Origin of the sequence: Burkholderia sp. A2 (assembly GCF_001729305.1) — a bacterium.
GTDB lineage: Bacteria > Pseudomonadota > Gammaproteobacteria > Burkholderiales > Burkholderiaceae > Burkholderia > Burkholderia sola.
Genome location: NZ_LZXX01000092.1, coordinates 163,211 through 187,363, shown reverse-complemented (window position 1 = coordinate 187,363; position 24,153 = coordinate 163,211). Strand labels below are relative to the sequence as shown.

23 protein-coding genes and 1 riboswitch are annotated in these 24,153 nt (G+C 65.2%); of the genes, 10 read left to right on the top strand and 13 right to left on the bottom strand.

The features are described from left to right. The first annotated feature begins 514 nt into the window (after window positions 1–514). From A9Z05_RS16290 to A9Z05_RS36945, 5 genes are all read left to right on the top strand, one after another. Window positions 515–1,267 carry a hypothetical protein gene (locus A9Z05_RS16290; RefSeq protein ID WP_371090898.1) on the top strand — a complete coding sequence of 251 codons (753 nt, stop codon included), beginning with the start codon at window positions 515–517 and terminating at the stop codon, window positions 1,265–1,267. A gap of 130 nt (window positions 1,268–1,397) precedes the next feature. Continuing rightward, complete coding sequence (locus tag A9Z05_RS16285; protein ID WP_069618995.1) at window positions 1,398–2,213, top strand: MipA/OmpV family protein; 816 nt, start codon at window positions 1,398–1,400, stop codon at window positions 2,211–2,213. An 8-nt stretch (window positions 2,214–2,221) separates the two neighbouring features. After that, window positions 2,222–2,896, top strand: coding sequence for a response regulator transcription factor (locus A9Z05_RS16280; protein ID WP_069618994.1), 675 nt, complete (start codon window positions 2,222–2,224; stop codon window positions 2,894–2,896). A 50-nt stretch (window positions 2,897–2,946) separates the two neighbouring features. Beyond that, window positions 2,947–4,299: an ATP-binding protein gene (locus A9Z05_RS16275; protein WP_069618993.1), complete on the top strand. Its 1,353-nt coding sequence runs from the start codon at window positions 2,947–2,949 to the stop codon at window positions 4,297–4,299. Between the two features lie 151 nt (window positions 4,300–4,450). Continuing rightward, window positions 4,451–4,554: riboswitch (SAM-I-IV-variant riboswitch) on the top strand. A gap of 42 nt (window positions 4,555–4,596) precedes the next feature. Continuing rightward, window positions 4,597–4,923: a hypothetical protein gene (locus A9Z05_RS36945; protein ID WP_176730216.1), complete on the top strand. Its 327-nt coding sequence runs from the start codon at window positions 4,597–4,599 to the stop codon at window positions 4,921–4,923. A gap of 111 nt (window positions 4,924–5,034) precedes the next feature. On the opposite strand, the gene A9Z05_RS16265 is transcribed toward A9Z05_RS36945, so the two are convergent. The 6 genes from A9Z05_RS16265 to glmS all read right to left on the bottom strand — a co-directional run bounded on the left by A9Z05_RS16265 (window position 5,035) and on the right by glmS (window position 11,475). Continuing rightward, on the bottom strand, window positions 5,035–7,482 hold the full coding sequence (locus A9Z05_RS16265; RefSeq protein WP_069618991.1) for a heavy metal translocating P-type ATPase: 2,448 nt from the start codon (window positions 7,480–7,482) through the stop codon (window positions 5,035–5,037). A gap of 149 nt (window positions 7,483–7,631) precedes the next feature. Next, the gene (locus A9Z05_RS16260; RefSeq protein ID WP_069618990.1) at window positions 7,632–7,898 is read right to left on the bottom strand and encodes a DUF5676 family membrane protein; all 267 of its coding nucleotides are present in this window, start codon (window positions 7,896–7,898) and stop codon (window positions 7,632–7,634) included. A gap of 72 nt (window positions 7,899–7,970) precedes the next feature. Further along, entirely contained in the window at window positions 7,971–8,627 is a 657-nt protein-coding gene (locus tag A9Z05_RS16255; protein ID WP_069618989.1) for an isoprenylcysteine carboxylmethyltransferase family protein, read from the bottom strand. Beyond that, window positions 8,611–8,865: a DUF2933 domain-containing protein gene (locus A9Z05_RS34810; RefSeq protein ID WP_084044288.1), complete on the bottom strand. Its 255-nt coding sequence runs from the start codon at window positions 8,863–8,865 to the stop codon at window positions 8,611–8,613. The genes A9Z05_RS16255 and A9Z05_RS34810 overlap by 17 nt, the downstream gene beginning before the upstream one ends. Window positions 8,866–8,889: 24 nt before the next feature. Further along, the gene (locus A9Z05_RS16250) at window positions 8,890–9,429 is read right to left on the bottom strand and encodes a hypothetical protein (protein WP_371090897.1); all 540 of its coding nucleotides are present in this window, start codon (window positions 9,427–9,429) and stop codon (window positions 8,890–8,892) included. Between the two features lie 216 nt (window positions 9,430–9,645). Continuing rightward, a complete protein-coding gene (glmS, locus tag A9Z05_RS16245) occupies window positions 9,646–11,475 on the bottom strand; it encodes a glutamine--fructose-6-phosphate transaminase (isomerizing) (RefSeq protein ID WP_069618988.1) in 1,830 nt (609 codons plus the stop codon). Window positions 11,476–11,631: 156 nt separating this feature from the next. Here glmS and A9Z05_RS16240 point away from each other — a divergent pair, with 156 nt between their 5' ends. Then, window positions 11,632–12,123: an Lrp/AsnC family transcriptional regulator gene (locus A9Z05_RS16240; protein WP_069618987.1), complete on the top strand. Its 492-nt coding sequence runs from the start codon at window positions 11,632–11,634 to the stop codon at window positions 12,121–12,123. 29 nt (window positions 12,124–12,152) lie between these two features. Here A9Z05_RS16240 and panB read toward each other — a convergent pair whose 3' ends face one another. After that, window positions 12,153–13,007: a 3-methyl-2-oxobutanoate hydroxymethyltransferase gene (gene panB / locus A9Z05_RS16235; RefSeq protein WP_069618986.1), complete on the bottom strand. Its 855-nt coding sequence runs from the start codon at window positions 13,005–13,007 to the stop codon at window positions 12,153–12,155. Between the two features lie 77 nt (window positions 13,008–13,084). Here panB and A9Z05_RS16230 point away from each other — a divergent pair, with 77 nt between their 5' ends. Then, entirely contained in the window at window positions 13,085–13,903 is an 819-nt protein-coding gene (locus A9Z05_RS16230; protein WP_069618985.1) for a helix-turn-helix domain-containing protein, read from the top strand. A gap of 13 nt (window positions 13,904–13,916) precedes the next feature. Here the strand turns inward: A9Z05_RS16230 and A9Z05_RS16225 are convergent, their stop codons facing one another. Together A9Z05_RS16225 and A9Z05_RS16220 are read right to left on the bottom strand one after the other, a co-directional pair. Next, complete coding sequence (locus A9Z05_RS16225; protein ID WP_069618984.1) at window positions 13,917–14,450, bottom strand: methylated-DNA--[protein]-cysteine S-methyltransferase; 534 nt, start codon at window positions 14,448–14,450, stop codon at window positions 13,917–13,919. After that, a complete protein-coding gene (locus A9Z05_RS16220; RefSeq protein ID WP_069618983.1) occupies window positions 14,447–15,919 on the bottom strand; it encodes a DNA-3-methyladenine glycosylase 2 family protein in 1,473 nt (490 codons plus the stop codon). The genes A9Z05_RS16225 and A9Z05_RS16220 overlap by 4 nt, the downstream gene beginning before the upstream one ends. Window positions 15,920–16,245: 326 nt before the next feature. Between A9Z05_RS16220 and A9Z05_RS16215 the strand changes: the two genes are divergently transcribed. Continuing rightward, a complete protein-coding gene (locus A9Z05_RS16215) occupies window positions 16,246–17,538 on the top strand; it encodes an MFS transporter (RefSeq protein WP_069619070.1) in 1,293 nt (430 codons plus the stop codon). Window positions 17,539–17,616: 78 nt separating this feature from the next. Here the strand turns inward: A9Z05_RS16215 and A9Z05_RS16210 are convergent, their stop codons facing one another. Continuing rightward, window positions 17,617–18,720, bottom strand: a complete 1,104-nt coding sequence (locus A9Z05_RS16210) for a LacI family DNA-binding transcriptional regulator (protein WP_069618982.1) — start codon at window positions 18,718–18,720, stop codon at window positions 17,617–17,619. Between the two features lie 71 nt (window positions 18,721–18,791). Here A9Z05_RS16210 and A9Z05_RS16205 point away from each other — a divergent pair, with 71 nt between their 5' ends. Beyond that, window positions 18,792–19,628, top strand: a complete 837-nt coding sequence (locus tag A9Z05_RS16205) for an NAD(P)-dependent oxidoreductase (protein ID WP_069618981.1) — start codon at window positions 18,792–18,794, stop codon at window positions 19,626–19,628. Between the two features lie 29 nt (window positions 19,629–19,657). Here A9Z05_RS16205 and A9Z05_RS16200 read toward each other — a convergent pair whose 3' ends face one another. Together A9Z05_RS16200 and A9Z05_RS16195 are read right to left on the bottom strand one after the other, a co-directional pair. Then, the gene (locus tag A9Z05_RS16200; protein WP_069618980.1) at window positions 19,658–19,978 is read right to left on the bottom strand and encodes a DUF1330 domain-containing protein; all 321 of its coding nucleotides are present in this window, start codon (window positions 19,976–19,978) and stop codon (window positions 19,658–19,660) included. Window positions 19,979–20,162: 184 nt separating this feature from the next. Continuing rightward, the gene (locus tag A9Z05_RS16195) at window positions 20,163–20,621 is read right to left on the bottom strand and encodes a MerR family transcriptional regulator (protein WP_069618979.1); all 459 of its coding nucleotides are present in this window, start codon (window positions 20,619–20,621) and stop codon (window positions 20,163–20,165) included. A gap of 78 nt (window positions 20,622–20,699) precedes the next feature. Here A9Z05_RS16195 and A9Z05_RS16190 point away from each other — a divergent pair, with 78 nt between their 5' ends. Continuing rightward, entirely contained in the window at window positions 20,700–21,932 is a 1,233-nt protein-coding gene (locus tag A9Z05_RS16190; RefSeq protein WP_069618978.1) for an NADH:flavin oxidoreductase/NADH oxidase family protein, read from the top strand. 82 nt (window positions 21,933–22,014) lie between these two features. Here A9Z05_RS16190 and A9Z05_RS16185 read toward each other — a convergent pair whose 3' ends face one another. Further along, complete coding sequence (locus A9Z05_RS16185; protein WP_069618977.1) at window positions 22,015–24,138, bottom strand: TonB-dependent siderophore receptor; 2,124 nt, start codon at window positions 24,136–24,138, stop codon at window positions 22,015–22,017. Between the last annotated feature and the right edge of the window lie 15 nt (window positions 24,139–24,153).

Genomic DNA, 24,153 nt, shown 5'->3' with positions numbered 1-24,153 from the left:
GTTGGAAATTAGGAATTGTCCCGACTCAAAATGAGCAACGTTACGTCACATCGATTGAAACCCGTGCGAGCACGCTTGTGCACTGGCGCGTGATGTGTACGCCCGCTGATCGGATGCCGGAGAAAGCATCTTTCAACATACAAATTCGCCGCCGGATCGTTCGGCTGCGCAGGTGAATGGCGGACTGGATTCGGACGAATTTCGCGAGCCAGGCGATGCCGCGCGATGCGTTTGCGGATGCTCGATGAGTGCCGTTGCCTGCTTTCCGTCAGTTGTTGTCGCCACGGCAACACGGTAGTGTTGTATCGGCCATTGACGTGCCGCCGGGCCGACAAGGAACCTATGACGACGCGTACCGGCATCGTCGAATTTCGAACGGCGGATGCGTTGCCGATCATTCCAGCCTATAGTGCTCGTCGTTGATCGATCTGGACGCAATCGGGAGTTCGTCGTGTTTCACCGGAAATTCAAATTGGGGTGTTCGCGCTTCGCATGCATCGTCGCCTTGACGACGATGCTGGCGCCCGTCGCGGCGCATGCAGAGGGGAAGGGCGGAGACGGCTCGACGCACGTCGCGTCGGCTGTCGATCACGACACGGCCCCGGCACGACCGATTGTCGGCGACGATCCGGTTGCCATCCGGGATGCGCTGCAGAAGGTGCACGCCAGCACGCTCGCACCTTCATTGCGCGACCGGGTTCGCGGCGCGGTCGCCGGTGCCGCCGGCCGGCACGGCCCGACGAATCCCGACCTGGCGGCCGTCGGTCTGGATCGTGACGTGACGTTCGTGGTGCCGGTGCGGTACGGGCTGAGATACCGGTCGCGGCGGCAGCTGCTGACACTGGATGTCGACCTGTTCGATGCGGAGCGCGACGGCCGGGCAGGCATCCTGCTCAGCAAGGTGACGAAGGGGCCGCGAGGGCGCGGGCTCGTGATCGCACCGGAAGCGAAGGCGAAAGGGTACGTCCAGCACGTCGACATCATCGAGCTCGAGACCGGGCAAGGCAAAAAGACCACGGTTCGGAGCCGCATGCGGCTTTCGCCCGCCGAGTACGCGCAAACGCATGGCGACTTCGCGCTGGTTTTTTCCGGGCGGCTGGTTCGGCCTTACTTGAGCGAACAAACCGAACATGCCGATCCGAGTATCGAGGAGCCGACGGACATTTCGACGCGGATCTCCACGTTGCACATGGATCTCCGTGACATCTGGCTGGTGAGTCCGTCGAGCGGCGTCGTGGTGTCGAAGAAGCTGCGGTTGTCGAAGTAACGGGTTTCGGCGGGCGCGTCATGCAGGCGCGCGGAGAGGCCTTGGACGATATTTTTCCTGGTAAGTGAGCGGTAAGTCGACTGGTCCTACAGTAGCCCCCGTTTCGACCGTCGACTCCAGGAAAACGATTGTGAAAATTGCCTCTCGCCGCGCCCGCCCGTTATGGCTGATTGCCGCTTCATTCGCACTTTCATCTGTTTCCGCGTGGGCGGACGACGGCATGAGCCCGCCCGATCCCGATAACTCAGGGCTGACCATACTCAACAATGCGACCAACGTCACGCATTGGGGATTGGGCGCGGGCGTCGGCATCGAACCGTCGGCCTACAAGGGCGACGGCACCCGCGTATTGCCTTTTCCTCTGGTCTACTTCGACAACAAATGGGTGCAGGCCATCGGCACCACGGTCGATCTGAAAATCGGCAGCTGGAGCAGTGTCAGTGTCGCGCTTCGTGGCCAGTTCTCGCTGTTCGACGGATACAGTGGCTCGGACGCCCCGATCCTGAACGGCATGGAAAAGCGTAAGGGCGCGTTATGGTACGGGCCCGCACTGTCGTGGAGCACCGGCTTCGGCACGTTGTCGGGTAGCTTCCTGCTCGGCGGAAACAAGGGCGAGCGCGCGAAAATCGGCTTCGAGCAGGTGTTCGAGCTCGGCGCATTCTCGATCACGCCGCATGTCGGCGCTGAATGGCTGAGCAACAAATACGTCGACTACTATTACGGCGTGCGACCATCGGAAGCGCGTGCGTGGCGTGCCGCCTATAGCGCGGGTTCGGCCGTGAACGTGTCGGCCGGCACCCGTTTCGACTACCGGCCGACGAAGCAGCAGACGATTTCTCTGGACGTGGGCGTGTCGCGTCTCGGCGACGGGATCACCGACAGTCCGCTCGTCGGCAGGCGGTTCGTTCCCGAGGCCCGGATCGGCTACATGTATCGGTTCAAGTGAGTGCGAGCATGCCAAGAGTGGCGATTGTCGAGGATCACGAGCGCCTGGCCGGCCTGTTGTCTCAGGCCCTGGCCGCGGCGGGAATCGAATCCGATCGGTTTGGCAATACCCGGGAAGCCGCTTACGGTATCGACCGGGCCGATTACGCACTGCTGATCGTCGACCGCGGATTGCCCGACGGAGACGGCCTGACGTTCCTGCGCACGCTGCGCGCGGCGGGCCGCATGATGCCTTGCCTGATGCTGACGGCACGCGACGCGTTGCATGACCGCATCGACGGACTCGAAAGCGGCGCCGACGACTATGTGACCAAGCCGTTCGAAATGAGCGAACTCGTCGCCCGCGTACGCACGCTGATGCGTCGTCCGGCGCTGCTCACGACGCTCGTCGCATCGTTCGCGGATGTAACCGTGGACCCGCCGCAACGCGCGATGCGCTGTGGCGACCGGACGGTGCTGCTGGCGCCGGCCGAGTTGCAGGTCATGCTGTGCCTGATCGAAGCCGCGGGCCGGACCGTCCGGCATGCGGTACTCGAGCATGCCGCATGGGGGTTCGCGGAGGCGGTTACGCCGAACGCGCTCGAGGTGACCGTGCACCGCTTGCGCAAGAAACTGACGGCGATCGGCGCAACGATGCGGCTCACCAATATCCGCGGCGCCGGCTTCGCGCTGCGGGACGCGTGACGATGCTTCGCCGCGTTTCGCCCGTTGCCGCGCTCTGGTAAAAGGAAGCCATGTTTCGTCATTGGATCCTGCGCCTGTCGACGCGTCTGTGGGTGACCAACGTCGCCGCGTTCGCCGTCAGCCTCGCGCTGCTGTCCGCGCTTTCCGTCTATTTTCTGGATCGATATCCCGACTTCCTGGGAAGGCGCCAGCAGATGGAGAGCATCCGTCATATCGTGGACGGGATGCGTTTCGATGCGGCCGGGCGCCCGGCATCCGTGCGATTGGGCGAGCATCCGGCGGTGATGTTCCGGCTCTTGCCGGCCGACGTGAAGTATCGCGTGCTCGATGCGACCGGGAAGGTGTTGCTGGCGTCGGCGCCTTCGAGCGACGATCGACCGTGGCTGACGGAGGACCTCGCGACGGTGGTCGGCAAGGTGCTGCCCGCCACGATCGACGGCAAGGCATACGCGGTCGCGACGCAGCGCGCGCTGAACGGGAGCGTCGTCTATTACGTGCAGGTGGCGCACAGCAGGCAACTCGTCGATGCGCTCGTCAGGACGCGGATCGATCCGATACCGAAGACCATCGCTTATGTGCTGGTCATTGCGACCATCATTTTCGGACTGACGCTGCCGTTGACGATCGGTCACGTGCTGAAGCCGTTGCGGGAGGTATCGCGTGCCGCGCGGGAAATCGAGCCGCGCAACCTGAAGACGCGGCTGTCGTCTGCCGGGATTCCCAGCGAGATCAAGCCGCTGATCGATGCGTTCAACGATGCGCTGACCCGGCTCGAGAATGGCTTCGCGGTTCAGCAGCAGTTTCTGGCCGACGCCGCGCACGAGTTGCAGACGCCGCTCACGCTGGTCAGAGGGCAGATCGAGCTGCAGCCCGACATCAGCCATAAGGCGCCTTTGCTTCGCGAGATCGACTTGATGGCCCGGCAGGTGAAGCAACTGCTGCATCTGGCTGAAGTCAGCGAGGCGCAGAACTTCAGTTTCGGCGACGTGAACGGCGTCGACGTCGCGCGGGACGTCGTGAGCTTGCTGGCCGGCAAGGCCGATGCGAAGCAAGTAACGCTTCATATCGAAGCGCGCGACGCCGCGTCGCCGATACGCGCGGACGGCGGGGCGCTTTTCATCCTGCTCAAGAACATTCTCGAGAATGCGATCAATGCGTCGCCGTCGGGTGGTGTCGTCGTGCTGACCGTGCTCGAGACGGCGATTCATGTTGAAGATGAAGGGCCCGGTATTCGGCGGGAACATCTGCCGCTGCTTTTCGACCGATACTGGCGGGCGCCGGATTCGCGGTATGACGGTGCGGGCCTCGGGCTGGCAATCTGCAGGGAAATTGCCGAGGCCCATCAATGGAAACTGACGGTCGATGTGCTGATGACGGGGACGCGGTTCAGTGTGTGGTTTTAGTCGGTGCGGTGGTCGTGCCGTGGCGGGCTCCTGCGGTAGGAGGGCTGGATCGAACGCGCCATCCGGTCGAATTGCGGCTTTTCCGGGGTGACTTGTTCGGCGTCGAATTTTCGGTATAATGAATCAACGTTCGGAATGTCGAACGTGAGAAATCAAGCATCCAGAGTCGGGTTTCCCGACGCCAACCTGCCCTCCCGGGCAAGGTGGACGCCCCTGAGGCGATGCGGCCGATCGACGGCAACGAAACGGGAGCAGCATGGCTGGCACCGGTTCGATAACCATTCATCCGGAGCAACCATGAGCCAAGTTTCCTCCGCTTCCCATCCGACGGTCTGTGAAGACTGGTCGCATTTTCTTCCCGGTTTCACGTTGACGCACACGGTTCATCTCGTTTCGAGACGGAATCCGGGCATCGTCTCGACCGCAGCGGCCGTACTTGAAGGGGAAACGGCGACGGTCGATCGGTGGGCCATCACCCGCTGTGGTGACGTGCTCGAACAAAAAATCGTGCTCGGTGAAATGACGGAAGGGCAGGCGGTCCGGCTGCGTGAGCGGCTTGCGGCGCTCGATGGCGTGCTCCGGACGAGAGTGGAGCATCATTTCGTTCGGGCGGGGTCGGCCTGACATGTGTCGGAGAGCGGCCGCCAGGCGGTGGATTCTCCCGTCCCGTGCTGACGCACACGTCATTCGCGAATCGAAGCGGCTTGCTCAAGTGGCTTCAGCATTCGGCGCTGCTCAAATTTTGGCGTTACGCAACCTCAGCGCGTTCGAGATGACCGATGCGGAACTCAAGCTCATTGCAAGCGCGGCAATCATCGGCGACAGCAGCAGCCCAGTGAACGGGTAAAGTACGCCAGCCGCCAGCGGAACCCCGAGCGCGTTGTAAACGAATGCGAAGCCAAGATTCTGCTTCATGTTCGCGACGGTTGCCTCGGACAGCTGTCGGGCACGCGCGATACCGCGCAAGTCGCCCTTGACGAGCGTCACCTGAGCGCTGCTCATTGCCACATCCGTGCCTGTTCCCATGGCCACGCCGACATCGGCCCTGGCGAGTGCGGGAGCGTCGTTTATGCCGTCGCCGGCCATCGCGACGACATGCCGGGCTTGCTGAAGCTTCGTCACGAGATCGAGCTTGTCGGCAGGCTTCACCTCGCCATGGAATTCGTCGATGCCGAGTTTCTCGGCTACGGCCTTGGCGGTGACCACACCATCACCGGTCGCCATCACGACTCGAATACCGTTCTCCCTCAATGTCGAAAGCGCTTCCGGCGTGGTCACCTTTATCGGGTCGGCGACGGCCAGCAGTCCGGCCAAACTGCCATCGACCGCCAAATACATGACGCTCGCACCCTGCGCTCGGAGGCCGTCCGCTTCCTTGGCCAGCGATTCGACGGATATGGCGTCGGTCTGCATCAGCGCGGTATTGCCAAGTGCAAGTCTCCTGCCAGCGACGATTCCTCTCACGCCGATACCTGTCGCGGATTCGAAGTTTTCCGTGCGGTCCAACGTCAGCTTCTTTTCACGGGCTGCCACAACGATGGCTGCGGCAAGCGGATGCTCGCTACCTTGGTCGAGACTCGCCGCCAGACGAAGGACTTCGTCGGTCGTATATCCGTTGGCGCCCACAGCTCGATCGAACGCTGGACGCCCCTCGGTCAGCGTCCCCGTCTTGTCGACAATGAGTACGTCGACCTTGCGTAGATTTTCAATCGCAGCCGCGTCGCGAAAGAGAATCCCGGTAGCGGCGCCTTTCCCGCTCGCGACCATGATGGACATTGGCGTCGCAAGGCCCAGCGCGCATGGACACGCAATGATGAGCACCGCCACCGCATTGATGAGACCGAACACCCAGCTGGGCTCCGGCCCAAAGATGCCCCACACGAAGAACGTCAGAAGAGCGGCACTGACGACCCCGACGACAAACACGCCGGCGACTTTGTCGGCCATGCGCTGCATGGGGGCTCGGGACCGCTGCGCCTGCGCGACCATCTGCACGATTTGCGACAGCACAGTTTGGGAGCCGACCTTTTCCGAGCGAATGACGAGGCTGCCTGTCGCATTCATCGTTGCGCCAATGACGCGGTCACCAACGCGTTTGGTGACGGGAATGGGCTCGCCGGTAATCATGGACTCGTCGAGCGAACTCGAGCCGTCAGTCACCACACCGTCCGCTGGGACTTTCTCGCCGGGCCGCACGCGAAGCAGGTCTCCCACATGTACATGGGACAACGGAATGTCTTCTTCGGAACCATCCGGGTTGATGCGTCGCGCAGTCTTGGGCGCGAGCCCGAGGAGTGCCTTGATCGCGGCGGACGTTTGCGATCGGGCCTTCAGTTCGAGCAACTGTCCGAGAAGCGTCAGCGAAATGATGACTGACGCCGCCTCGAAATACACGCTGACCCGGCCGTGCGTACTGTACGTTTCAGGAAACACGCCGGGAAAGAGGGTAGCGATGACACTGTAGATATAGGCCGCGCCTGTCCCAAGCCCGATAAGCGTCCACATGTTGGGGCTGCGGTTCATGAATGAGCGCGCGCATCGCGTGAAAAACGGCAGGCCTGCCCACAAGACGACCGGCGTCGACAGAATGAACTCAGCCCAGCTCTCGCTGCGGACATCCATCAATTCGAGACGATGGCCGAACATCGCCAGGACGAAGACGACGACGGTCAGTGGCAACGTCCGCCAGAATCGACGTCGGAAATCGACTAGTTCCGGGTTTTCGCCTTCGTCGACGCTGGGCAGAATCGGTTCCAGTGTCATGCCGCACTTCGGACATTGCCCAGGATGGTCCTGGCGAATTTCCGGGTGCATCGGGCACGTGTAGATGGTGCCCCCGGGAACTGCTTGCGGTTGCTCAATGGTCGAGGGCCCGACGTACTTGGACGGCGCAGCTTGGAATTTCGCCAGGCAAGCCGCGCTGCAGAACGTGTACCACCTGGCATCGTATTCGCAGCGGAAGCGTGACGGATCGGTCACCGTCATGCCGCAGACGGGGTCGCGAAGCGAATCCGTGCGGCGCACATGTTCGCCCTGGCCCTCATGGTGATGAGCATGCGCGTCGGGTCTGTGCCCGGTGGAAGCGGCGTGCTGGTCCGTGTCACGGGCGTGATGTCCGTCCGATGACACGCGTTCGGAAATCCGGGGGTGATAAAGCTTCTCTTCGTCGGGTTGGCCACTCATTGGACGCTCCTTTGCTCACCCGTTTCGTTTACTGAGACTGGCCGATACGTCGGTCGCGTACGCTTCGACGTGTTGAACGACAGCGCGGGAGCAACGTTCATTCCACGTTTTTTCCGCTCCAGGGACAAGGGTAGGCGTACGGAATTGCGTCAGTTTGGTCCACTCATGCGGTTGTGTAACCAAGCGAAGAAGGCGCCGGCTGCAAAGAACCATACCGCGAACACAAAGGCCGGGTAGACGACAAACCACCAGGACGATGGCTCGCCCGTCTGGAGACGCCGGAAATCGAGTCCGTGAAAAAGCGCGTTCATGAAGTTCATGAACGGTTCGGGAAGCGCCATCCATACGAGGGTGCACAGGACATAGAAGAGCACAACCGTGGCTGAGAGCGTCACGCCAGTCTTAAAGGGCTTCATGGCAGTCTCCTCATCCCGGAAGAGCGCGATCGAGTTCGGCAGCAGCGCCCGCTACGGGTCAGTCGCCTGAAATCAATGTACTCGAGCCGGGCGTTTTCCAAACAGGTTCGGCACAAAGCGTGGCGTGTGCGCCGCGTATTCATGCCACGCAGCGCCGAACCGTGCCTCGGAATCACGCTCCTCTTGTATCGCTAGTCGAACGTACATGAAAACCAGAATGGGAAACATCGCCAAGGTCACGAGCGTGGGCCATTGGAGCAGGAAGCCCAGCATGATGACGACGAATCCGACGTACTGAGGATGCCGGATTTTCGCGTAGGGTCCGGTGGTGGCCAACTCCTTGCCGCGTTGAGCCTCATACAGTACGTGCCACGCCGTGGACAACAAGTAGAAACCGCCGAGTATCAAGAAGAAACTGAGAAGGTGCGGAAGTCCGCCATGCGGGTCGCCGTGTCTGCCAGTCAAGGTCCACCAGAGGTGCCCCGCGTCGTGCGACAGCAAATTTGCTTGCGGAAAGCGCGTCTGCAACCAACCCGATAGCAAATAGATAGTGAGCGGAAACCCGTACATTTCCGCGAACAGCGCGACGATGAAGGCGGAGAATCCGCCGAACGTGCGCCAGTCCCGCTTGGTTGCCGGCTTGAAGAAGCTGAACGCGAAGATGATGAAGACGAGAGAATTGATAGCGACGAGGCTCCATAGCCCGTAGCCGTCACCGATGCTGGTCATGGCCGTCTCCCGGATCAGGACGCCCGCGGGCCGATTTCGCCCCATGGTGCCCGTGCCCATGGTGCATGAACAGATGCATCAGCGGGCACGAGAGCAACAGCAGATAGGGCAACACCCCAAGGAAGTGGGCGCGGTGTTCGGAGAGCAGGAGGAATAGCGCTATTGCAGCGAACGCTACGAGTGCAATGGCCGACCGTGATTTCCAGAACGGCCGACCATCATGCGAGTTGTCATCCACGGCTATCTCCCATTTCGTGGCGTCTCACTTCTCGGCGGGATGCTCGCGAGCAGCCTGCCGGTCCATCATTGCCTGCATCATCATCTGCATCATGTCCATGCGCGTTTCCATACTCCCCTGCCGCGACGACATCGGCATGCCGGACGAGTGAGCACTCATCATCTCCATCATGCTCATGCCGTTTTGCATGATTTTCATTTGCTCGTCCATCAGCGCAGCGCGTTCCTCGGGCGTCTTCGCGTTCATCATCTTTTCGTGCATGACGCGCATGGTTTGCATTTGGTCGTCCGCCTCGCGGTTTGACTTGGTCGGCGCTTTTGCGGTTGCTTTATTCGGATGATGGGCATCGTGAGCTGCATTGTCGGTGGCCGTCGGCGTACCAGCGATTGCAACGGCACTGATCATGCCGAGCGTCGCAATGGCGATGGCGAATTTTTGCGGGAATGCCATCTTGTCCTCCTTGAGCATGGTCATCGAGAGCCGGTCGAACCCTGAAACCACTCTATGCTGACGCCTCGTCAATGGCTTGACGTGGCTCAACGAATCACGCACCGAATTCTTCATACCTGGCACGCCGTGGCGGGGACGTGCGGCCGGTATCGGGTATCGTTCCGGGCACGCTCGACGACACGGCGTTGACGTGCATCCACGCTGCGACTGCGTGGCTACTTACGATAGGCAGTGCCCCGGCGGGCGGCGGAATGCCGGGGAATACCGGACGGAGGCGCGTCCGGGACTTCTGAAATGCACGTCAGCACAATAAGAGCGCGAAACCGCCCCTCACTCCACCGTCACCGACTTAGCCAGGTTCCTAGGCTTATCGATATCCGTCCCCCGCGCCAGCGCCGCGTGATACGCGAGCAATTGCATCGGCACCGTATGCAGGATCGGCGACAACGGCCCGTAGTACTCGTTCAGCCGAATCACCTCGATTCCCTCGCTCGGCATCAACCCACAGTCCACATCCGCAAACACGAACAGCCGCCCATTCCGCGCACTGACCTCATGCATGTTCGACCTGAGCTTCTCGAGCAGCATGTCATTCGGCGCAACCGCGATCACTGGCATTTCATTGCTGACGAGCGCCAGCGGCCCATGCTTCAGCTCCCCCGCCGGATAAGCCTCCGCATGAATATAGGAAATCTCCTTCATCTTCAGCGCGCCTTCGAGCGCGATCGGATAATGCATCCCGCGCCCGAGAAACAGCATGTTGTCGCGTCGCGCGAGCAACTCCGACCACGCCATGATCTGCGGTTCCAGCGCGAGCACCTTCGACATCGCATCGGGCAGATGCCGCAGCGCCCGCAGATGTTCCTTCTCCTCGTCGTCGCTCAACCGCCCGCGCACCTGCGCCAGCGACAACGTCAACAGGAACAGCGCAACGAGCTGCGTCGTAAACGCCTTCGTCGAAGCGACGCCGATCTCGACTCCCGCACGCGTCACGAATTGCAGCGCGCATTCGCGCATCAACGCACTCGTCGCGACGTTGCAGATCGCGAGCGTGTGCGTCATCCCGCTGCGCTTCGCGACATGCACCGCGCCGAGCACATCAGCGGTTTCGCCGCTCTGCGACACCGCAACCACCAGCGTGCGCGGATTCGGCACACTGTCGCGATAACGGAACTCGCTGGCGATTTCCACACTCGCCGGCAGCTTCGCAATGCTCTCGATCCAGTACTTCGCGGTCAGCGCCGCGTGATAGCTGCCGCCGCACGCGAGCAGCAGCACCGAATCGACGTCGTTGAACACGCGCCACGCACCGTCGCCGAACAGCTCCGGCATGATCGACGAAACGTCGAGCAGCGTATCGGCCACCGCCTGCGGCTGCTCGAAGATTTCCTTCTGCATGTAGTACCGATACGATCCGAGATCGGCCGCGCCGCTATGCGCGGCGACGCGTTGCACCGCGCGCTCGACGCGCTGGCCGTTCGCATCGACGATCCAGTAGCGATGCAGCTGGATATCGGCGACGTCGCCGTTCTCCAGGTAGGCAATGCGATCGGTGATACCCGACAGCGCAATCGCATCGGACGCCAGAAAATTCTCGCCTTCGCCGACCCCGACCACGAGCGGCATCCCGTCGCGCGCGCCGACGATCCGGTGCGGCTCGTCGCGGCACATCACCGCGATCGCATAGCTGCCGCGCAGTCGCGCCACCGCATGCCGGACGGCCTCGAACAGGTCGCCGTCGTAGAGATGGTCGATCAAATGCGCGATCGCCTCGCTGTCGGTCTGACTCGCGAACACATAGCCGTGCGCCTGCAGTTCCGCGCGCAGTTGATCGCAGTTCTCGATGATCCCGTTGTGCGACAGCGCGATGCGCGCATTCGCGTCGCTCGGCGAGAAGTGCGGATGCGCGTTGAGCGTGACGGGTGCGCCATGCGTGGCCCAGCGCGTATGCGCGATGCCCGTGTAACCGGACAACGCCTGCGCGGCGATCTCGCGCTGCAGGTTCGCGACACGATCGACGCTGCGGGCGCGCGCCAGCGCGCGGTCGCGGTAGACCACGACGCCGCACGAGTCGTAGCCGCGGTATTCGAGCCGTTTCAGGCCGTCGACCAGGTTCGGCAGGATGTCCCGCTGGGCAACCGCCCCGACGATTCCACACATATCGCGCTCCGTAAATGTCCTGTCTGGATCAGTGAGAGCGATGGTAGAGCCAATGGAATGGAATTAAATTTCAAAAAATGGACAAATATGAAACATACGGATGATCGTCTATCATGTTGAAATTAAATTTCACTCTCTGACCGGAAGGAGTGGCCGATGGCCGGCATCACCCTCGACGATCTCGACCTGCGCATCCTCGCGATCCTGCAGGACGACGCGTCGGTGTCCAACCTGCAACTCGCGGAGCGTGCGCTGTCGTCGCCGCCCACCTGCATGCGTCGCGTGCGCCGGCTGACGGAGGCCGGCGTGATCCGTCGGCAGGTCGCGGTGCTCGATCCGGTCGCGATCGGTACGGGCGTCACCGCGCTGATCGAAATCAGCCTCGACCGGCAGACGGCCGAAGACTACGACGGGTTCGAAGCGTACGTGTGCGCGGAGCCGGCCGTCACGCAGTGCTATCGCGTGTCGCCGGGGCCGGATTTCGTCGTGATCGCCGATCTCGCCGACGTCGCCGAATACGACGAATTCGCGCGGCGGCTGTTCACCGGCGCGTCGAACGTCCGCAACGTGCGGACGTTTTTCTCGACGCATCGCGCGAAATTCGAGGCGAACGCGCGGGTCGCGCATGCGATGCGCAAGCGCGCATGACGTGAGGTAACCGCGCCGTTCGTCCCGCATCACGCAGTTGGGGCCGCGTCCGCCAGTTGCAGCGGCTTGCCGTATCCGAAGCAATGCGCGGGCTCGGGGAACACGCGCCGCCGCACGTCGTACGCGTACTGACGGATCGCGTCGCGCATCATCGCGTTCGCATCCGCGTAACGCTTTACGAAGCGCGGCGTGTACGCATCGAACGCGCCGATCATGTCCTCGGTCACGAGCACCTGCCCGTCGCAGGCGGGCGATGCGCCGATGCCGATCGTCGGGATCGTCAGCGTCCCGGTCAGGTGGCGCGCGAGTGCTTCGGCGGTGCCCTCGATGACGACGCTGAATGCGCCGGCCCGCTCGGCCGCGCACGCGGCGTCGAACACCTGCGCGGCCGAACGCGGGTCCATGCCCTGCGCGCGGAAGCCGCCCGTCGCGTTGGCTTGCTGCGGCATGAGGCCGACATGCGCCATCACCGGAATGCCGCGATCGGTCAGGAAGCGGATCGTGTCGGTCATCTCGCAGCCGCCTTCGAGCTTCACGGCCTGCGCACCGGTTTCGGCGAGGAGCCGCGCGGCGGAGCGATAGGCCTGCGCGGGCGATTCCTGGAACGTGGAGAACGGCAGGTCGACGACGACGCACGCTTGCGTCGCGCCGCGCACGACGGCCGCGCCGTGTGCAATCATCATGTCGAGCGTGACGCGCAGCGTATCGGGCATCCCGTACAGCACCATGCCGACGGAGTCGCCGACGATGATCACGTCGGCCACGTCGTCGACGAGTTTGGCCATCGGCGCGGAGTACGCAGTCAGCGACACGAGGCTGCCGATGCCTTTGGTCGAGCGGATCGCGGTGATGGTCTTGCGGGTGATGCGGGTATGAGCGCTCATGGGCGGAAGCCGTGTGAAAAAGGAGCCGCCACGGTAGCATCGCGCTCGTTCGTGCAATGATCTTCGGAGGACGTCTTATGTTGCTGGCGGGACAACCCGGCGACCCTTACGCGGTGCCGCAGATGGCGCGCCTGCCGAGGCCGCTGTACGTGCGTGCGTTCGGCATTCCCGGCAACGTGAGCGTCGACACGCACAGTCATCCGTGGGCCCAGCTGATGTATGCGACGAGCGGCGTGCTCGAGGTGACGACACCGTCGAGCCGGCGACTGCTGCCGCCGCACTATGCGATGTGGATTCCGCCGCACGTGCCGCACGCGGTGTCGACGCGCGATTGCGTCGCGTTCCACAGCCTGTATCTCGACGAGGCCATCGCACGCAGCGACGTGAACAACGATTGCACGATCCTCTGCATGACGCCGCTGCTGCGCGAGCTGGTGATCGCGACCGGCGAGTTGCCGGTGAACTACGACGAGGCCGGGCCGGACGGTGCGCTCGTGTGCCTGATCGCGGACCGGATCGCGCGCATGCAGCCGGCGCCGCTCACGGTGCCGCTGCCGCGCGATCCTCGCCTGCTTAAAATCGTGCGGGCGTTGCATGCGGCGCCGGGCGATACGCGCAGTCTCGACGAATGGGGCCATCAGGTCGGCGCGACGCGGCGCACGCTGTCGCGGCTGTTCCGGCAGGACACGGGGCTGTCGTTCACCGAATGGCGGCAAGCCGTGCGGCTGCTCGCGTCGCTGCCGCTGCTCGATGCGGGCGCGCCGATCGGCACGGTGGCCGCGCAACTGGGTTACGACTCGACGTCGTCCTTCATCGCGCTGTTCCAGGCGAAATTCCGCGTGACGCCCGGCGCGTATGCGAAGCGTGAAGCGCGCCGGTCGGTGTTGAGCGCGTGATGCGCACCCTCCGTCAGAACGCAAGCGCCCGCTGCATCGGTTGATATGCGCCGCGCGAAAACCCCGCGCCTTCGAGCGACAACAGCGCGCGTTTGCGATCGATGCCGCCCGCATAACCGGTCAGGCTGCCCGACGCGCCGACCACGCGATGGCACGGCACGATGATCGATACCGGATTGCGGCCGACCGCGCCACCCACCGCGCGCGCGCCGCTCATCGGCAATCCGACGCGCGCGGTGATATCGCCGTACGACACGAGTTCGCCGAACGGAATCGCGAGCAGTTCCTTCCAGACGCGTTGCTGAAACGCGGTGCCGCGCAGGTGGATCGGCACCGAGAACGTGTCGCGCGCGCCGGTGAAGTACTCGGCGATTTCTTCCGCGACCTGGCGCGCGATGGGCGACATCGCGTGCGCGTCCGCTTCGGTCACGATCGCTACCGACGGAAAGTATTTCTGGCCGACGAAGTACAGGCCGGTCAGCGCATCGTTCTCGATGCGCACGGCGATGTCGCCCAGCGGGCTCGGAATCAGGTGAGCGGGGGTCATTGCGACACATTTCCGTGAAGGCGCCACCCATGCAGGGCGGCATACGCGCGCCACGGCGCCCAGCGCGCCGCTGCGTGCGGCGCGCAGGACGGCCCGCGCGCGGGTTCGGTGCGGGCGGGCAGCCACGCGTCGTCGGCGGGGAACGCGTTCGGCCAGGCCATCGCACGCATCGCGACGTACTGCACAGCGCGTTCGTCGAAGCCGGGCAGCGCGCGCAGCGCGGCGAGCGTCGCGTCGAGCGGCGCCATCGGTTCGAGCGCGAGCGTGCCGTCGTCGACGGCGCGGGCGACGGACACGATCGCGCGCGCCATGTCGCGCTCGATGCCGACCGTTTCGAGGGCCGAAGGCGGCAGCGCGGCCAGCGTCGCGGCGCAGGGCAGTGCGTGCGTGAGGCCCGGCGGCGCGCCGTCGACCGAATGACCGAAGCGTGCCGCGATCCGTGCGAGCAACGGCGTATTCGCCCGAGCCTGCGCAAGTTGCTCGCCCACGATCGCGCGGATCGCGATCTCGAGACCATCGAACGCGCCGGGCACGCGCAAGCCCGGCGCGCCGCTCGCGAGATCGCCGAGATGCGTGTCGATCACGTCAGGGCGGCTGTCGAGATCGAACAGCCGGCGCACGCGTGCCAGCACGGCCGGCACGACCGGCGTCAGCGCGGGCGACACGGTGACGGCCAGCGCGAAGCGCTGCGGCACGTGCGCGACGGACAGCCAGCCGGCCACGCGGCGGCCGTCGTTCCGGTCGGGCAGGTCGACGATGCGGGCATAACGCTGCGCGTCGATCCGCTCGACGCCGTCGATCTGCCGCTGCGCGAGAAAGCGCATCAGGTCGGCCCATGCGAACGGCGGCCGGTACGGCAGCGGAAAGGTCATGTCGCCGTCGGCCGCTGCACCGGCCCCTTTGCGCAGCCGCAGCGGATTGAGGCCGTAGCGCTGGCGGAACAGGTCGTTGAAGCGTCGCACGCTGCCGAATCCGGCCGTCGACGCGACGACGGCCACCGGCAGCGCGGTATCGGTCAGCAGCCGCTTGGCCATCAACAGCCGCTGCGTCTGCGCGAACTCGACCGGCGACACGCCGAACCGCGCGTCGAAGATCCGCCGCAGATGGCGTTCGGTCACGCCGACGCGCCGTGCGAGCGCATCGACGGAATGCGCGTTGAGGAAACCGTCGTCGATCAGCGTCACGGCCGCGTCGGCGAGATTGCCGGACAGATCGAGCAGCCCGTGGCCGGGCGCAAGCTCGGGGCGGCAGCGCATGCAGGGCCGGAAGCCGGCTTTCTCGGCGGCCGCGGCGGTCGGGTAGTAGCTGCAGTTTTGCGCCTTCGGCGGCTTCACCGGGCACACGGGGCGGCAGTACACGCCCGTCGTCGCGACGCCGACGAAGAACCAGCCGTCGAAGCGGCGGTTTCGCGAAAGCAGGGCGTCGTAGCAGGTGTCGGGGTTGAGGCGCATGCGACGACTGTAAACCATCCTCGCGGCCGATTCTGGCTGAAATCGGACATGTGTGTCGGCGGGCCGCGCGCCCGCCGCGCCGCAGCGGGAAAATCAGCGGAAAAACGGTTAATGCCATTCTGCGAAACAGTCGTCTCTTTTGCCGCGACCAATTTGAGATGACTCATCGAAATCCCGGACTGACACGGCACCGGCACGCGGCCTATCCTTTGAAAAACGTTTTCCAGATGGATTGGCGAAAAGTGCCTGTGCAGTAGCACATGGGCCGTTCGCCCCGGCGCCGGTCGCCGGTCAACGAACACTTCGTGCGGCGCGACGGGCGCGACCGTGCATCGGAGACATTCATGCCCTCTGCCGTCGTCGGCGCGGTGCGCGCGGCCGCCAGTCGCTATCGCTGGACCGTCTGTGCACTGCTGTTTTTCGCGACCGTCATCAACTACATGGATCGGCAGATCCTCGGCCTGCTCGCGCCGATGCTGCAGCACGACATCGGCTGGAGCCAGGTGCAGTACGGCCGCATCGTGATGGCGTTTTCGGCGTTCTATGCGCTGGGCCTGCTCGGCTTCGGGCGCATCGTCGACTGGCTCGGCACGCGCGTGTCGTACGCGGTGGCGATGCTGGTATGGAGCATCGCCGCGATGCTGCACGCGGCGGTCGGCTCGGTGACGGGCTTCGCGGCCGTGCGCGCGCTGCTCGGGATCGGCGAGGGCGGCAACTTCCCGGCCGCGATCAAGACGACGGCCGAATGGTTCCCGCGCCGGGAGCGCGCGCTCGCGACCGGCATCTTCAACTCGGGCGCGAACATCGGCGCGGTGTTCGCGCCGGCGATCATCCCGGCGATCGCGGTGGCCTACGGCTGGCGCGCGGCGTTCGTGATCATCGGCGCGATCGGCATCGTGTGGCTCGCGGTGTGGCTGGTGATGTATCGCACAGCCGACACGCGCGCGCTCGCCGCGGAATACGACGAGCCGCGCGACGAAGCCGAAGCGCTCGACGCGGCGAACGCGAACGCCGGCGCGCCGCGCTGGGGCGAACTGATCCGCAAGCGCGAGACGTGGGCCTTCCTGATCGGCAAGTTCATGACCGATCCGGTGTGGTGGTTCTACCTGTTCTGGCTGCCGAAGTGGCTCAACGAGTCGCGCGGGATGGACATGCAGCACATCGGTTTGCCGCTCGTCTGCATCTATGCGCTGACGACGGTCGGCAGCATCGGCGGCGGCTGGCTGTCGTCGATGCTGCTGCGCGCGGGCTGGAGCGTGAACCGCGCGCGCAAGACGGCGATGCTGATCTGCGCCTGCTGCGTGCTGCCGATCGCGTTCGTGTCGCAGGTGCAGAGCCTGTGGATCGCGGTGCTGATCGTCGGCCTCGCCGCCGCCGCGCACCAGGGCTGGTCGGCGAACCTGTTCACGACCGCGTCCGACCTGTTCCCGCGCCGTGCGGTTGCGTCGGTGGTCGGCATCGGCGGAATGGCCGGCTCGATCGGCGGCGTGCTGTTCTCGGAAGTGATCGGCCAGGTGCTGCAGCGCACCGGCCACTACTGGGTGCTGTTCGCGATCGGCGCGTCGGCCTACCTGATCGCGCTGGCCGTGATGCACGTGCTCACGCCGAAGATGAAGCCCGCGCAACTCGATGCGTGATGGCGTATCGGCCAAGCGACAACGCCGCCCTCGGGGCGGCGTTTTTAGTTCGGGGACGTGACGCGCGTCGCGACCGCGTCAGCCGGCCGAGGCCGTCGACGCGCGCATGATCAGCCGCGGCTCGAACGTCGAATAGCTCGCATCGGTGCGCCCGGCGAGCGCGTCGATCAGCTTCTGCATCGCGAGCTCGCCCATGTTCTCGCTCTGGATGTCGACGGTCGTCAGCGCGGGCGCCGCGTATTCGCCGTACGGCACGTTGTCGATGCCGGCGACGGACACGTCCTGCGGTAGCCGGAAGCCGAGCGACGCGGCTTCCTTCATGAAGCCGAGCGCGATCAGGTCGTTGTAGCAGATCACGGCCTGCGGGCGCTGCGGCCCGAGCATCACGCGCGAGCACGCGCGCTCGCCGGCCTCGGCGGTCGGCGCGTGCGCGTCGTGCACGTCGAGCGTGAGCCCCGCTTCGGCGAGGCAGTCGCGCGCGCCCTGGATCCGTTCGTCGTTCACGCGCGCGGTGCCGAAGCCGAGATACGCGATGCGCGTATGGCCGAGATTGAGCAGGTGGCGCGCGAGCATGTAGGTCGACAGCCGGTTGTCGATGCCGACGCTCGGAATCGGCAGACCGGGGCTGCGGCGCAGCAGCACGAGCGGCTTGTTGAGATCGAGCATCCAGCCGGCTTCGTCGTCGGGCATCCGCGTGCTGACGATCAGCCCGTCGACGCGCTGCGCGAGCGCCTCGATCAGCGAGCGTTCGCGCGTCTGGTTCTCCTCGGTATCGACGAGCAGCAGCGTGTAGTCGTGCTGCAGCGCGACGCGGTTCGCGCCTTTCACGACGTTCGTGAAGTGCGGGTTGCTGATGTCGAGGATCACGAGGCCGATGGTGCGCGTGCGGCCGGTGATCATCGAGCGCGCAAGCGGGTTCGACCGGTAGCCGAGCCGCTCGATCGCCTCCTTCAGCCGTGCCTCGACGGTCGGCGAGAAGCGCTGCGTGCCGTTCACGTACTTCGATACCGTCGCGACCGACACACCGGCCTCCGCGGCCACGTCGCGGATCGTCGAGGAAACTTTTTTCATTCGAAGGGTAACGTTTTCGTTCGATAACGCCCGATTGTGGCAGAAAAAGCCCGCGCGCAGACAGCCGCCGATATCGGGAAAATGCGGAGGGCTGCGAGCAGGTTCGACCATTGACGCTCGGCGGCGCGTCCGCGTATAGTTGGAAAACGTTTTCCGTCTTAGGTCAGATCCAAGGAGATTCGATGAACGTCTCATCCACCGCCGCGCGCAAACCGTTCGGCCGCCTGCTGCTGACGGGCGCGGCCGGCAACCTCGGCCGCCAGTTGCGCGGCGCGCTCGCCGACTGGGCCGACGTCGTGCGCGTCAGCGACATCGCGACGCTCGGCGACGCGGCCGCGCATGAAGAGCTCCGCGTGGTCGACCTGGCCGACCGGCCCGCCGTGATGGCGCTCGTCGACGGCGTGGACGCGATCGTCCACCTCGGCGGCATTTCGGTCGATGCGCCGTTCGACGATCTGGTCGGCGCGAACATCACCGGCACGTACAACCTGTACGAAGCCGCGCGCAAGCACGGCGTGAAGCGCGTCGTGTTCGCGAGCTCGAACCATGCGATCGGTTTCCACCCGGTCACGGAGGTGCTCGACGCCGATGCGCCGCTGCGCCCGGACAGCCTGTACGGCGTGACGAAGTGCTTCGGCGAATCGCTGTCGCGTTACTACTTCGATCGCTTCGGGATCGAGACGGTATGCCTGCGGATCGGGTCGTCGTTCGAGGTGCCGAAGAATCCGCGCATGCTCGTCACGTTCCTCAGCTACCGCGACTTCATCGAACTCGTGCGCTGCTCGCTGCTGACGAACCGCGTCGGGCACGCGATCGTCTACGGCGCGTCGGACAACCCGGTGAAGTGGTGGGACAACACGAAGGTCGGCTTCCTCGGCTTTCGCCCGCGCGACAGTTCCGAGCAGTTCGCCGGGCTGTTCCCGGTGACGGCGACGACCGCCGATTACGACGATCCCGCGCAGCGGTTCCAGGGCGGCGGGTTCGTCGTCGGCGAGCCGATGGAGCGGAAGGCGCCGTAAGCGTCGGCAGGCGTTGCCCGCGTCAAGGTTCAACGCAGAATGTCGGTCGCCTTGTGCCGCTCGTCGACGCCGTCGATCAGGATCAACGGGCCGCTCGCGTGCCGTGCGCGCAGCGGCTGGATCTGCCGGTACGCGTCCGATTCGTACCACGCGCGCGCCGTGTCGAGATCGGGGAATGCGATCGCGATCAGGTCGCCGCGCCACACGCCTTCGCGCACCTCCGGGCGGGCGCCGTGAATCACGAAATGGCCGCCGTACGGGGCGAGCGTGCCGTCGATGCGTTCGAGGTACTCGACGATGTCGTCGCACATGTCGACGTCGTGCAGGTGGGCGATGGCGTAGGCGGTCATGGCGGGCTCCTTGGCGGGATGCGGTTCGAGAGTCGATGGCGCCATGATCGCGGCGCGGGCGGCGCGCGTCGATTACCTGCGACGTAAGCAAATCGGGGCAACCGCGCCCGCGTCGCGCTTCACTTCAGGCGCGCGGCGCGCATCGATCGATGGACGGCGCGGTGCAATCCCTCAGCACGATCCATCACGCCCGCTTGCGCGCCGGCCGCACGACAGGCGCGGGCGCCAGCGGCTCGTTCGCCTGCTCGCCCAGCCGGTCGAGCATCCGTTGCGCGGCGCCCGCGCAATCCTCGCCGGCCGGCTTGTTCTCGATCTCGCCGATCAGCGTTTCCAGATGCTGCCGGTTCTGCGCGAGACGCCGTTCGAGCAGCGCGATTTCGTCGACCTTGTGCCGCAGCGCAGCCAGCAGTTGATCGTGCGGCCATGCGCCGAGATCGGGCGGCAGCACCGCGCGGATCTCGTCGAGCGAGAAGCCCGCGCCTTGCGCGCGGTCGATGATCGCGAGCCGCATCAACGCTTCCGGCCCGTATTCCCGATAGCCGTTCGCCTGCCGACGGGCCGGTTCGAGCAGGCCGCTCGCTTCGTAGAAGCGGATGCGCGACGCCGCGAGGCCGCTCGCTTTCGCCAGTTCGCCGATTTTCATGTTGGGTTCCAAAAGGGCTTGACCTTAAAGTTGACTTTAAAGTTATCGTGGGCCATCGTCAATCGAGGATCTGCCACCATGAATCTGTTTGCGCCCCTCACACTGCCCAACGGGGCGGTGATTCCGAACCGTCTGGCGAAGGCCGCGATGGAAGAAAACATGGCCGATGCGGACCACGCACCGTCCGACGCGTTACTGCGCCTGTACCAGGCGTGGGCCGACGGCCAGGTCGGCTTGATCCTGACCGGCAACGTGATGGTGGACGGCCGCGCGATGACGGGGCCGAACGGCGTCGTGCTCGAAAGCGACGCGCATCTGGACCGTTTCCGCCGCTGGGCGCAGATCTCACGCTCGAACGGCGCGCACGTGTGGATGCAGATCAATCACCCGGGGCGGCAGATGCAGGCGGCGCTCGGCCAGACGACGCTCGCGCCGTCGGCCGTGCCGCTCGCGCTCGGCGCGCTGTCGAAGCAGTTTCCGGTGCCGAAGGAAATGACGGCAGCCGATATCGCCGACGTGCAGCAGCGCTTCGTGCGCGCCGCGCAGCTCGCGGAGCAAAGCGGTTTCACCGGCGTGCAGGTGCACGCGGCGCACGGCTATCTGCTGAGCCAGTTCCTGTCGCCGCTGACGAACCGCCGGCAGGACCAGTGGGGCGGCAGCATCGAGAACCGCGCGCGCCTGCTGCTCGACATCGTGAAGGCGGTGCGTGCGGCGGTGTCGCCGGCCTTCGTCGTCGCGGTGAAGCTGAACTCGGCCGATTTCCAGCGCGGCGGTTTCAGCGCGGACGACGCGAAGCGCGTGGTCGAACTGCTGAATCCGCTCGGCGTCGATCTCGTCGAACTGTCGGGCGGCAGCTACGAAGTGCCGGCGATGCAGGGCGAGGCGCGCGACGGCCGTACGCTGGCGCGCGAAGCGTATTTCCTCGAATTCGCGCGCGACATCACGGCCGTCGCGCGGATGCCGCTGATGGTCACGGGCGGCATCCGGCGCCGTGCGGTGGCCGAGCAGGTGGTGGACAGCGGCGTCGCGATGGTCGGCATCGCGACCGCGCTGTCGATCGACCCGAACCTGCCGCGCGACTGGCGCGCCGGCAAGGACAGCGCGCCGGTGCTGCAGCCGATCCGCTGGAAGAACAAGGCGCTGGGCGCGCTGGCGAACATGGCCGTCGTCAAGTTCCAGCTCACGCGATTGAGCGAAGGGCGCCGCACGCACCCGCGGGTGTCGCCGCTGCGCGCGCTGGTGCGGCAGCAACTGGCCGCGCAGTGCCAGACGCGGCGCTACCGGAAGTGGATGGCGGGCCCGCGTGCGTGACGGGCACAGCCGGGCCGGCAGCGGCGCGACCGGACACTGACCGGCGCGCCGCCGCGCATCCGTTGCGCGACGGCGCGCCGCATCAGAACCGGTAGTTCGCCAGCACCTCGAACCGCCGGTCGTTGCCGAGCAGATACTGCGTTTCGTTGTAGTACGCGGACTGCACGTAGCGGCGATTGAACACGTTGTACGCGCGGGCGGTGATCGTCGTGTCCTTGCGCGGCTTCCACGCCAGGCCGAGGTCGACGGTCGTGTACGACGGCATCACGAGCTGGTTCGCGGTGTCGGCGAACCGCTTGCCGACGTACTTGACGCCCGCGATGCCCGTCCAGTCCGGCGCGAAGCGCCAGCTCACCCACAGGTTCGCGAGCCGCTGCGGCACCGACACCGGCACGTTGCCCGCGCGCGACACGGTCGTGCCGCCGGACGCTTGCTGGAAATCGTCGTATTTCGCGCGCAGGATCGACACGTTCGCATCGACGCGCCAGTCCTTCGCGATCTCCGCGCCGACCGTCGCCTCGAGCCCGCGCGACGACTGCTGGCCGACCTGGATCGACTGGTTCGGGTTCACCGGGTCGGCCGTCAGCAGGTTGCGCTTCACGATCCGGTACGCGGCGAGCGTCCATTCCGCCTTGCCGTCGAGGAACGACTGCTTCACGCCGATCTCGATCTGCCGGCCGGTCGCGAGCGTGAAGTTCGCTTTCGACGCATTCAGCGACAGCAGCGAGCTGACCGGATCGGCCGCGACCGAATACTGTCCATACACGGCGAGGCCGGGCCGCACGTCGTACACGGTGCCGACGCGCCAGCCCGTGTTCGCGAACACCTTCGTGAACGCGCCGCCGTTTACGAGATCGTCGCGGTTCACGCTCGCATGGTCGTAGCGCAGACCGCCGATCACCGACCAGCGCGGCGTGATCTCGAGCCGGTTCTCCGCGAACAGCGCGTACTGGTTCGACTGGCTGCGGTACTTCGGAAAGGTGCCGGCCGTGTTGATGAAACTGCCCGGATCGAAGTTGAACGGATCAACCGTCGACGTGCCCGCATACGGCGAGTTGTTGTCGTGCTGGAATGTCGTGTGGTTGAACTCGACGCCCGCCGAGAACGTGTTGCGCATGCCGAGCAGCGCGCCACCGACGGTGGCCGTCGTCACGTTGCCGTATTGTTCCTGGTCGTGAAAGATCTCGGTGTAGCTGCTGCGCCGCACTTGCGCGCTCGACGGCAGGTACGTGTAGTACTCCGCATCCTTCCAGTGACGGTTGCTCTTCATCCGGTACAGCGTGCTCGTCACGTTCAGGCTGTCGCTCGGCTGCCAGTTCGCCGAGACGGTGGCCCAGCTGTCGCGGAACGCGATGTCGGCGTCGCCGACGTTGTAGTTCTTCTTGTCGAGCGCGCGGTCACGCGCACCGTTGACGAGCGGCACGCCGAAATACTGCATCGGATGCAGGAAGCCCTGCGCATACGAGGCCGTCACGTACAGGTCGGGCGTCACGTCGTAGCGCAGCGCGCCGGAGACCGACAGGTTGCGCGAATTGCCGCGATCGACCCAGTTCGACGATCGGTTGCCGCTGATGTCGAAGCGGTACGACAGCTTGTCGTTGATCGCGCCGCCGCTGCCGAACGCGGCCCGCGCGGTGCCTTCGGTGCCGCCGCCGATTTGCAGCTCGTTGCGGATCGGCGTGCGCGTCGGCTTCTTCGGGACGATGTTGACCACGCCGCCGATCGCGCCTTCGCCGTAGATCACCGAAGCGGGGCCGCGCAGCACGTCGATATGGTCGACCGACCACGTGTCGAACGGGAACGTGACGCCGATCGCGCCGTACGGGCGCACGCCGTCGTAGAGCTGCGTGACCGACGACGCGCCGACGAAGCCGCGCGCGGCGAGCTCCGAGTTGCCGTTGCCCGGATGCGGCGACGCGCTGATGCCGGCGGCGCGGCTCACGGCATCGATGATCGAACTGTCGCCGCGCGTGTCGAGCGTCGCGCGGCTGATCTGCTCGACGCTCGCGGGCGTTTCGAGCGGCGACAGCCCGAGATGGCTGCCGGTGTCGAGCGGTTGCGTCAGCGTGGGCGCCTTCTGCGCGTCGACGCGAATCGGTGCGAGCGTGGCGCCGGTGCCGTCGACGCCGTTTTCCTGTGCTTGTGCCTGCCCGGCCGGCGACAGCGCCGCGAGCACGGCGGCAGGCAGCATCAATCTGAACTTCATTGTTTCGGTTTCCTT

What these genes read in the sequence shown, in the direction of transcription:
- A9Z05_RS16230 (WP_069618985.1), top strand. Translation starts at nt 13,085, where the DNA reads ATGTTGCTGGCGGGACAACCCGGCGACCCTTACGCGGTGCCGCAGATG.
- A9Z05_RS16290 (WP_371090898.1), top strand. Translation starts at nt 515, where the DNA reads ATGCTGGCGCCCGTCGCGGCGCATGCAGAGGGGAAGGGCGGAGACGGC.
- A9Z05_RS16215 (WP_069619070.1), top strand. Translation starts at nt 16,246, where the DNA reads ATGCCCTCTGCCGTCGTCGGCGCGGTGCGCGCGGCCGCCAGTCGCTAT.
- A9Z05_RS16250 (WP_371090897.1), bottom strand. Translation starts at nt 9,429, where the DNA reads ATGAAGAATTCGGTGCGTGATTCGTTGAGCCACGTCAAGCCATTGACG.
- A9Z05_RS16185 (WP_069618977.1), bottom strand. Translation starts at nt 24,138, where the DNA reads ATGAAGTTCAGATTGATGCTGCCTGCCGCCGTGCTCGCGGCGCTGTCG.
- A9Z05_RS16225 (WP_069618984.1), bottom strand. Translation starts at nt 14,450, where the DNA reads ATGACCCCCGCTCACCTGATTCCGAGCCCGCTGGGCGACATCGCCGTG.
- A9Z05_RS16220 (WP_069618983.1), bottom strand. Translation starts at nt 15,919, where the DNA reads ATGGTTTACAGTCGTCGCATGCGCCTCAACCCCGACACCTGCTACGAC.
- A9Z05_RS16275 (WP_069618993.1), top strand. Translation starts at nt 2,947, where the DNA reads ATGTTTCGTCATTGGATCCTGCGCCTGTCGACGCGTCTGTGGGTGACC.
- A9Z05_RS16265 (WP_069618991.1), bottom strand. Translation starts at nt 7,482, where the DNA reads ATGAGTGGCCAACCCGACGAAGAGAAGCTTTATCACCCCCGGATTTCC.
- A9Z05_RS16280 (WP_069618994.1), top strand. Translation starts at nt 2,222, where the DNA reads ATGCCAAGAGTGGCGATTGTCGAGGATCACGAGCGCCTGGCCGGCCTG.
- A9Z05_RS16205 (WP_069618981.1), top strand. Translation starts at nt 18,792, where the DNA reads ATGAACGTCTCATCCACCGCCGCGCGCAAACCGTTCGGCCGCCTGCTG.
- A9Z05_RS16190 (WP_069618978.1), top strand. Translation starts at nt 20,700, where the DNA reads ATGAATCTGTTTGCGCCCCTCACACTGCCCAACGGGGCGGTGATTCCG.
- A9Z05_RS16195 (WP_069618979.1), bottom strand. Translation starts at nt 20,621, where the DNA reads ATGAAAATCGGCGAACTGGCGAAAGCGAGCGGCCTCGCGGCGTCGCGC.
- A9Z05_RS16200 (WP_069618980.1), bottom strand. Translation starts at nt 19,978, where the DNA reads ATGACCGCCTACGCCATCGCCCACCTGCACGACGTCGACATGTGCGAC.
- A9Z05_RS36945 (WP_176730216.1), top strand. Translation starts at nt 4,597, where the DNA reads ATGAGCCAAGTTTCCTCCGCTTCCCATCCGACGGTCTGTGAAGACTGG.
- A9Z05_RS16255 (WP_069618989.1), bottom strand. Translation starts at nt 8,627, where the DNA reads ATGACCAGCATCGGTGACGGCTACGGGCTATGGAGCCTCGTCGCTATC.
- A9Z05_RS16240 (WP_069618987.1), top strand. Translation starts at nt 11,632, where the DNA reads ATGGCCGGCATCACCCTCGACGATCTCGACCTGCGCATCCTCGCGATC.
- glmS (WP_069618988.1), bottom strand. Translation starts at nt 11,475, where the DNA reads ATGTGTGGAATCGTCGGGGCGGTTGCCCAGCGGGACATCCTGCCGAAC.
- panB (WP_069618986.1), bottom strand. Translation starts at nt 13,007, where the DNA reads ATGAGCGCTCATACCCGCATCACCCGCAAGACCATCACCGCGATCCGC.
- A9Z05_RS16210 (WP_069618982.1), bottom strand. Translation starts at nt 18,720, where the DNA reads ATGGTCGAACCTGCTCGCAGCCCTCCGCATTTTCCCGATATCGGCGGC.
- A9Z05_RS16260 (WP_069618990.1), bottom strand. Translation starts at nt 7,898, where the DNA reads ATGAAGCCCTTTAAGACTGGCGTGACGCTCTCAGCCACGGTTGTGCTC.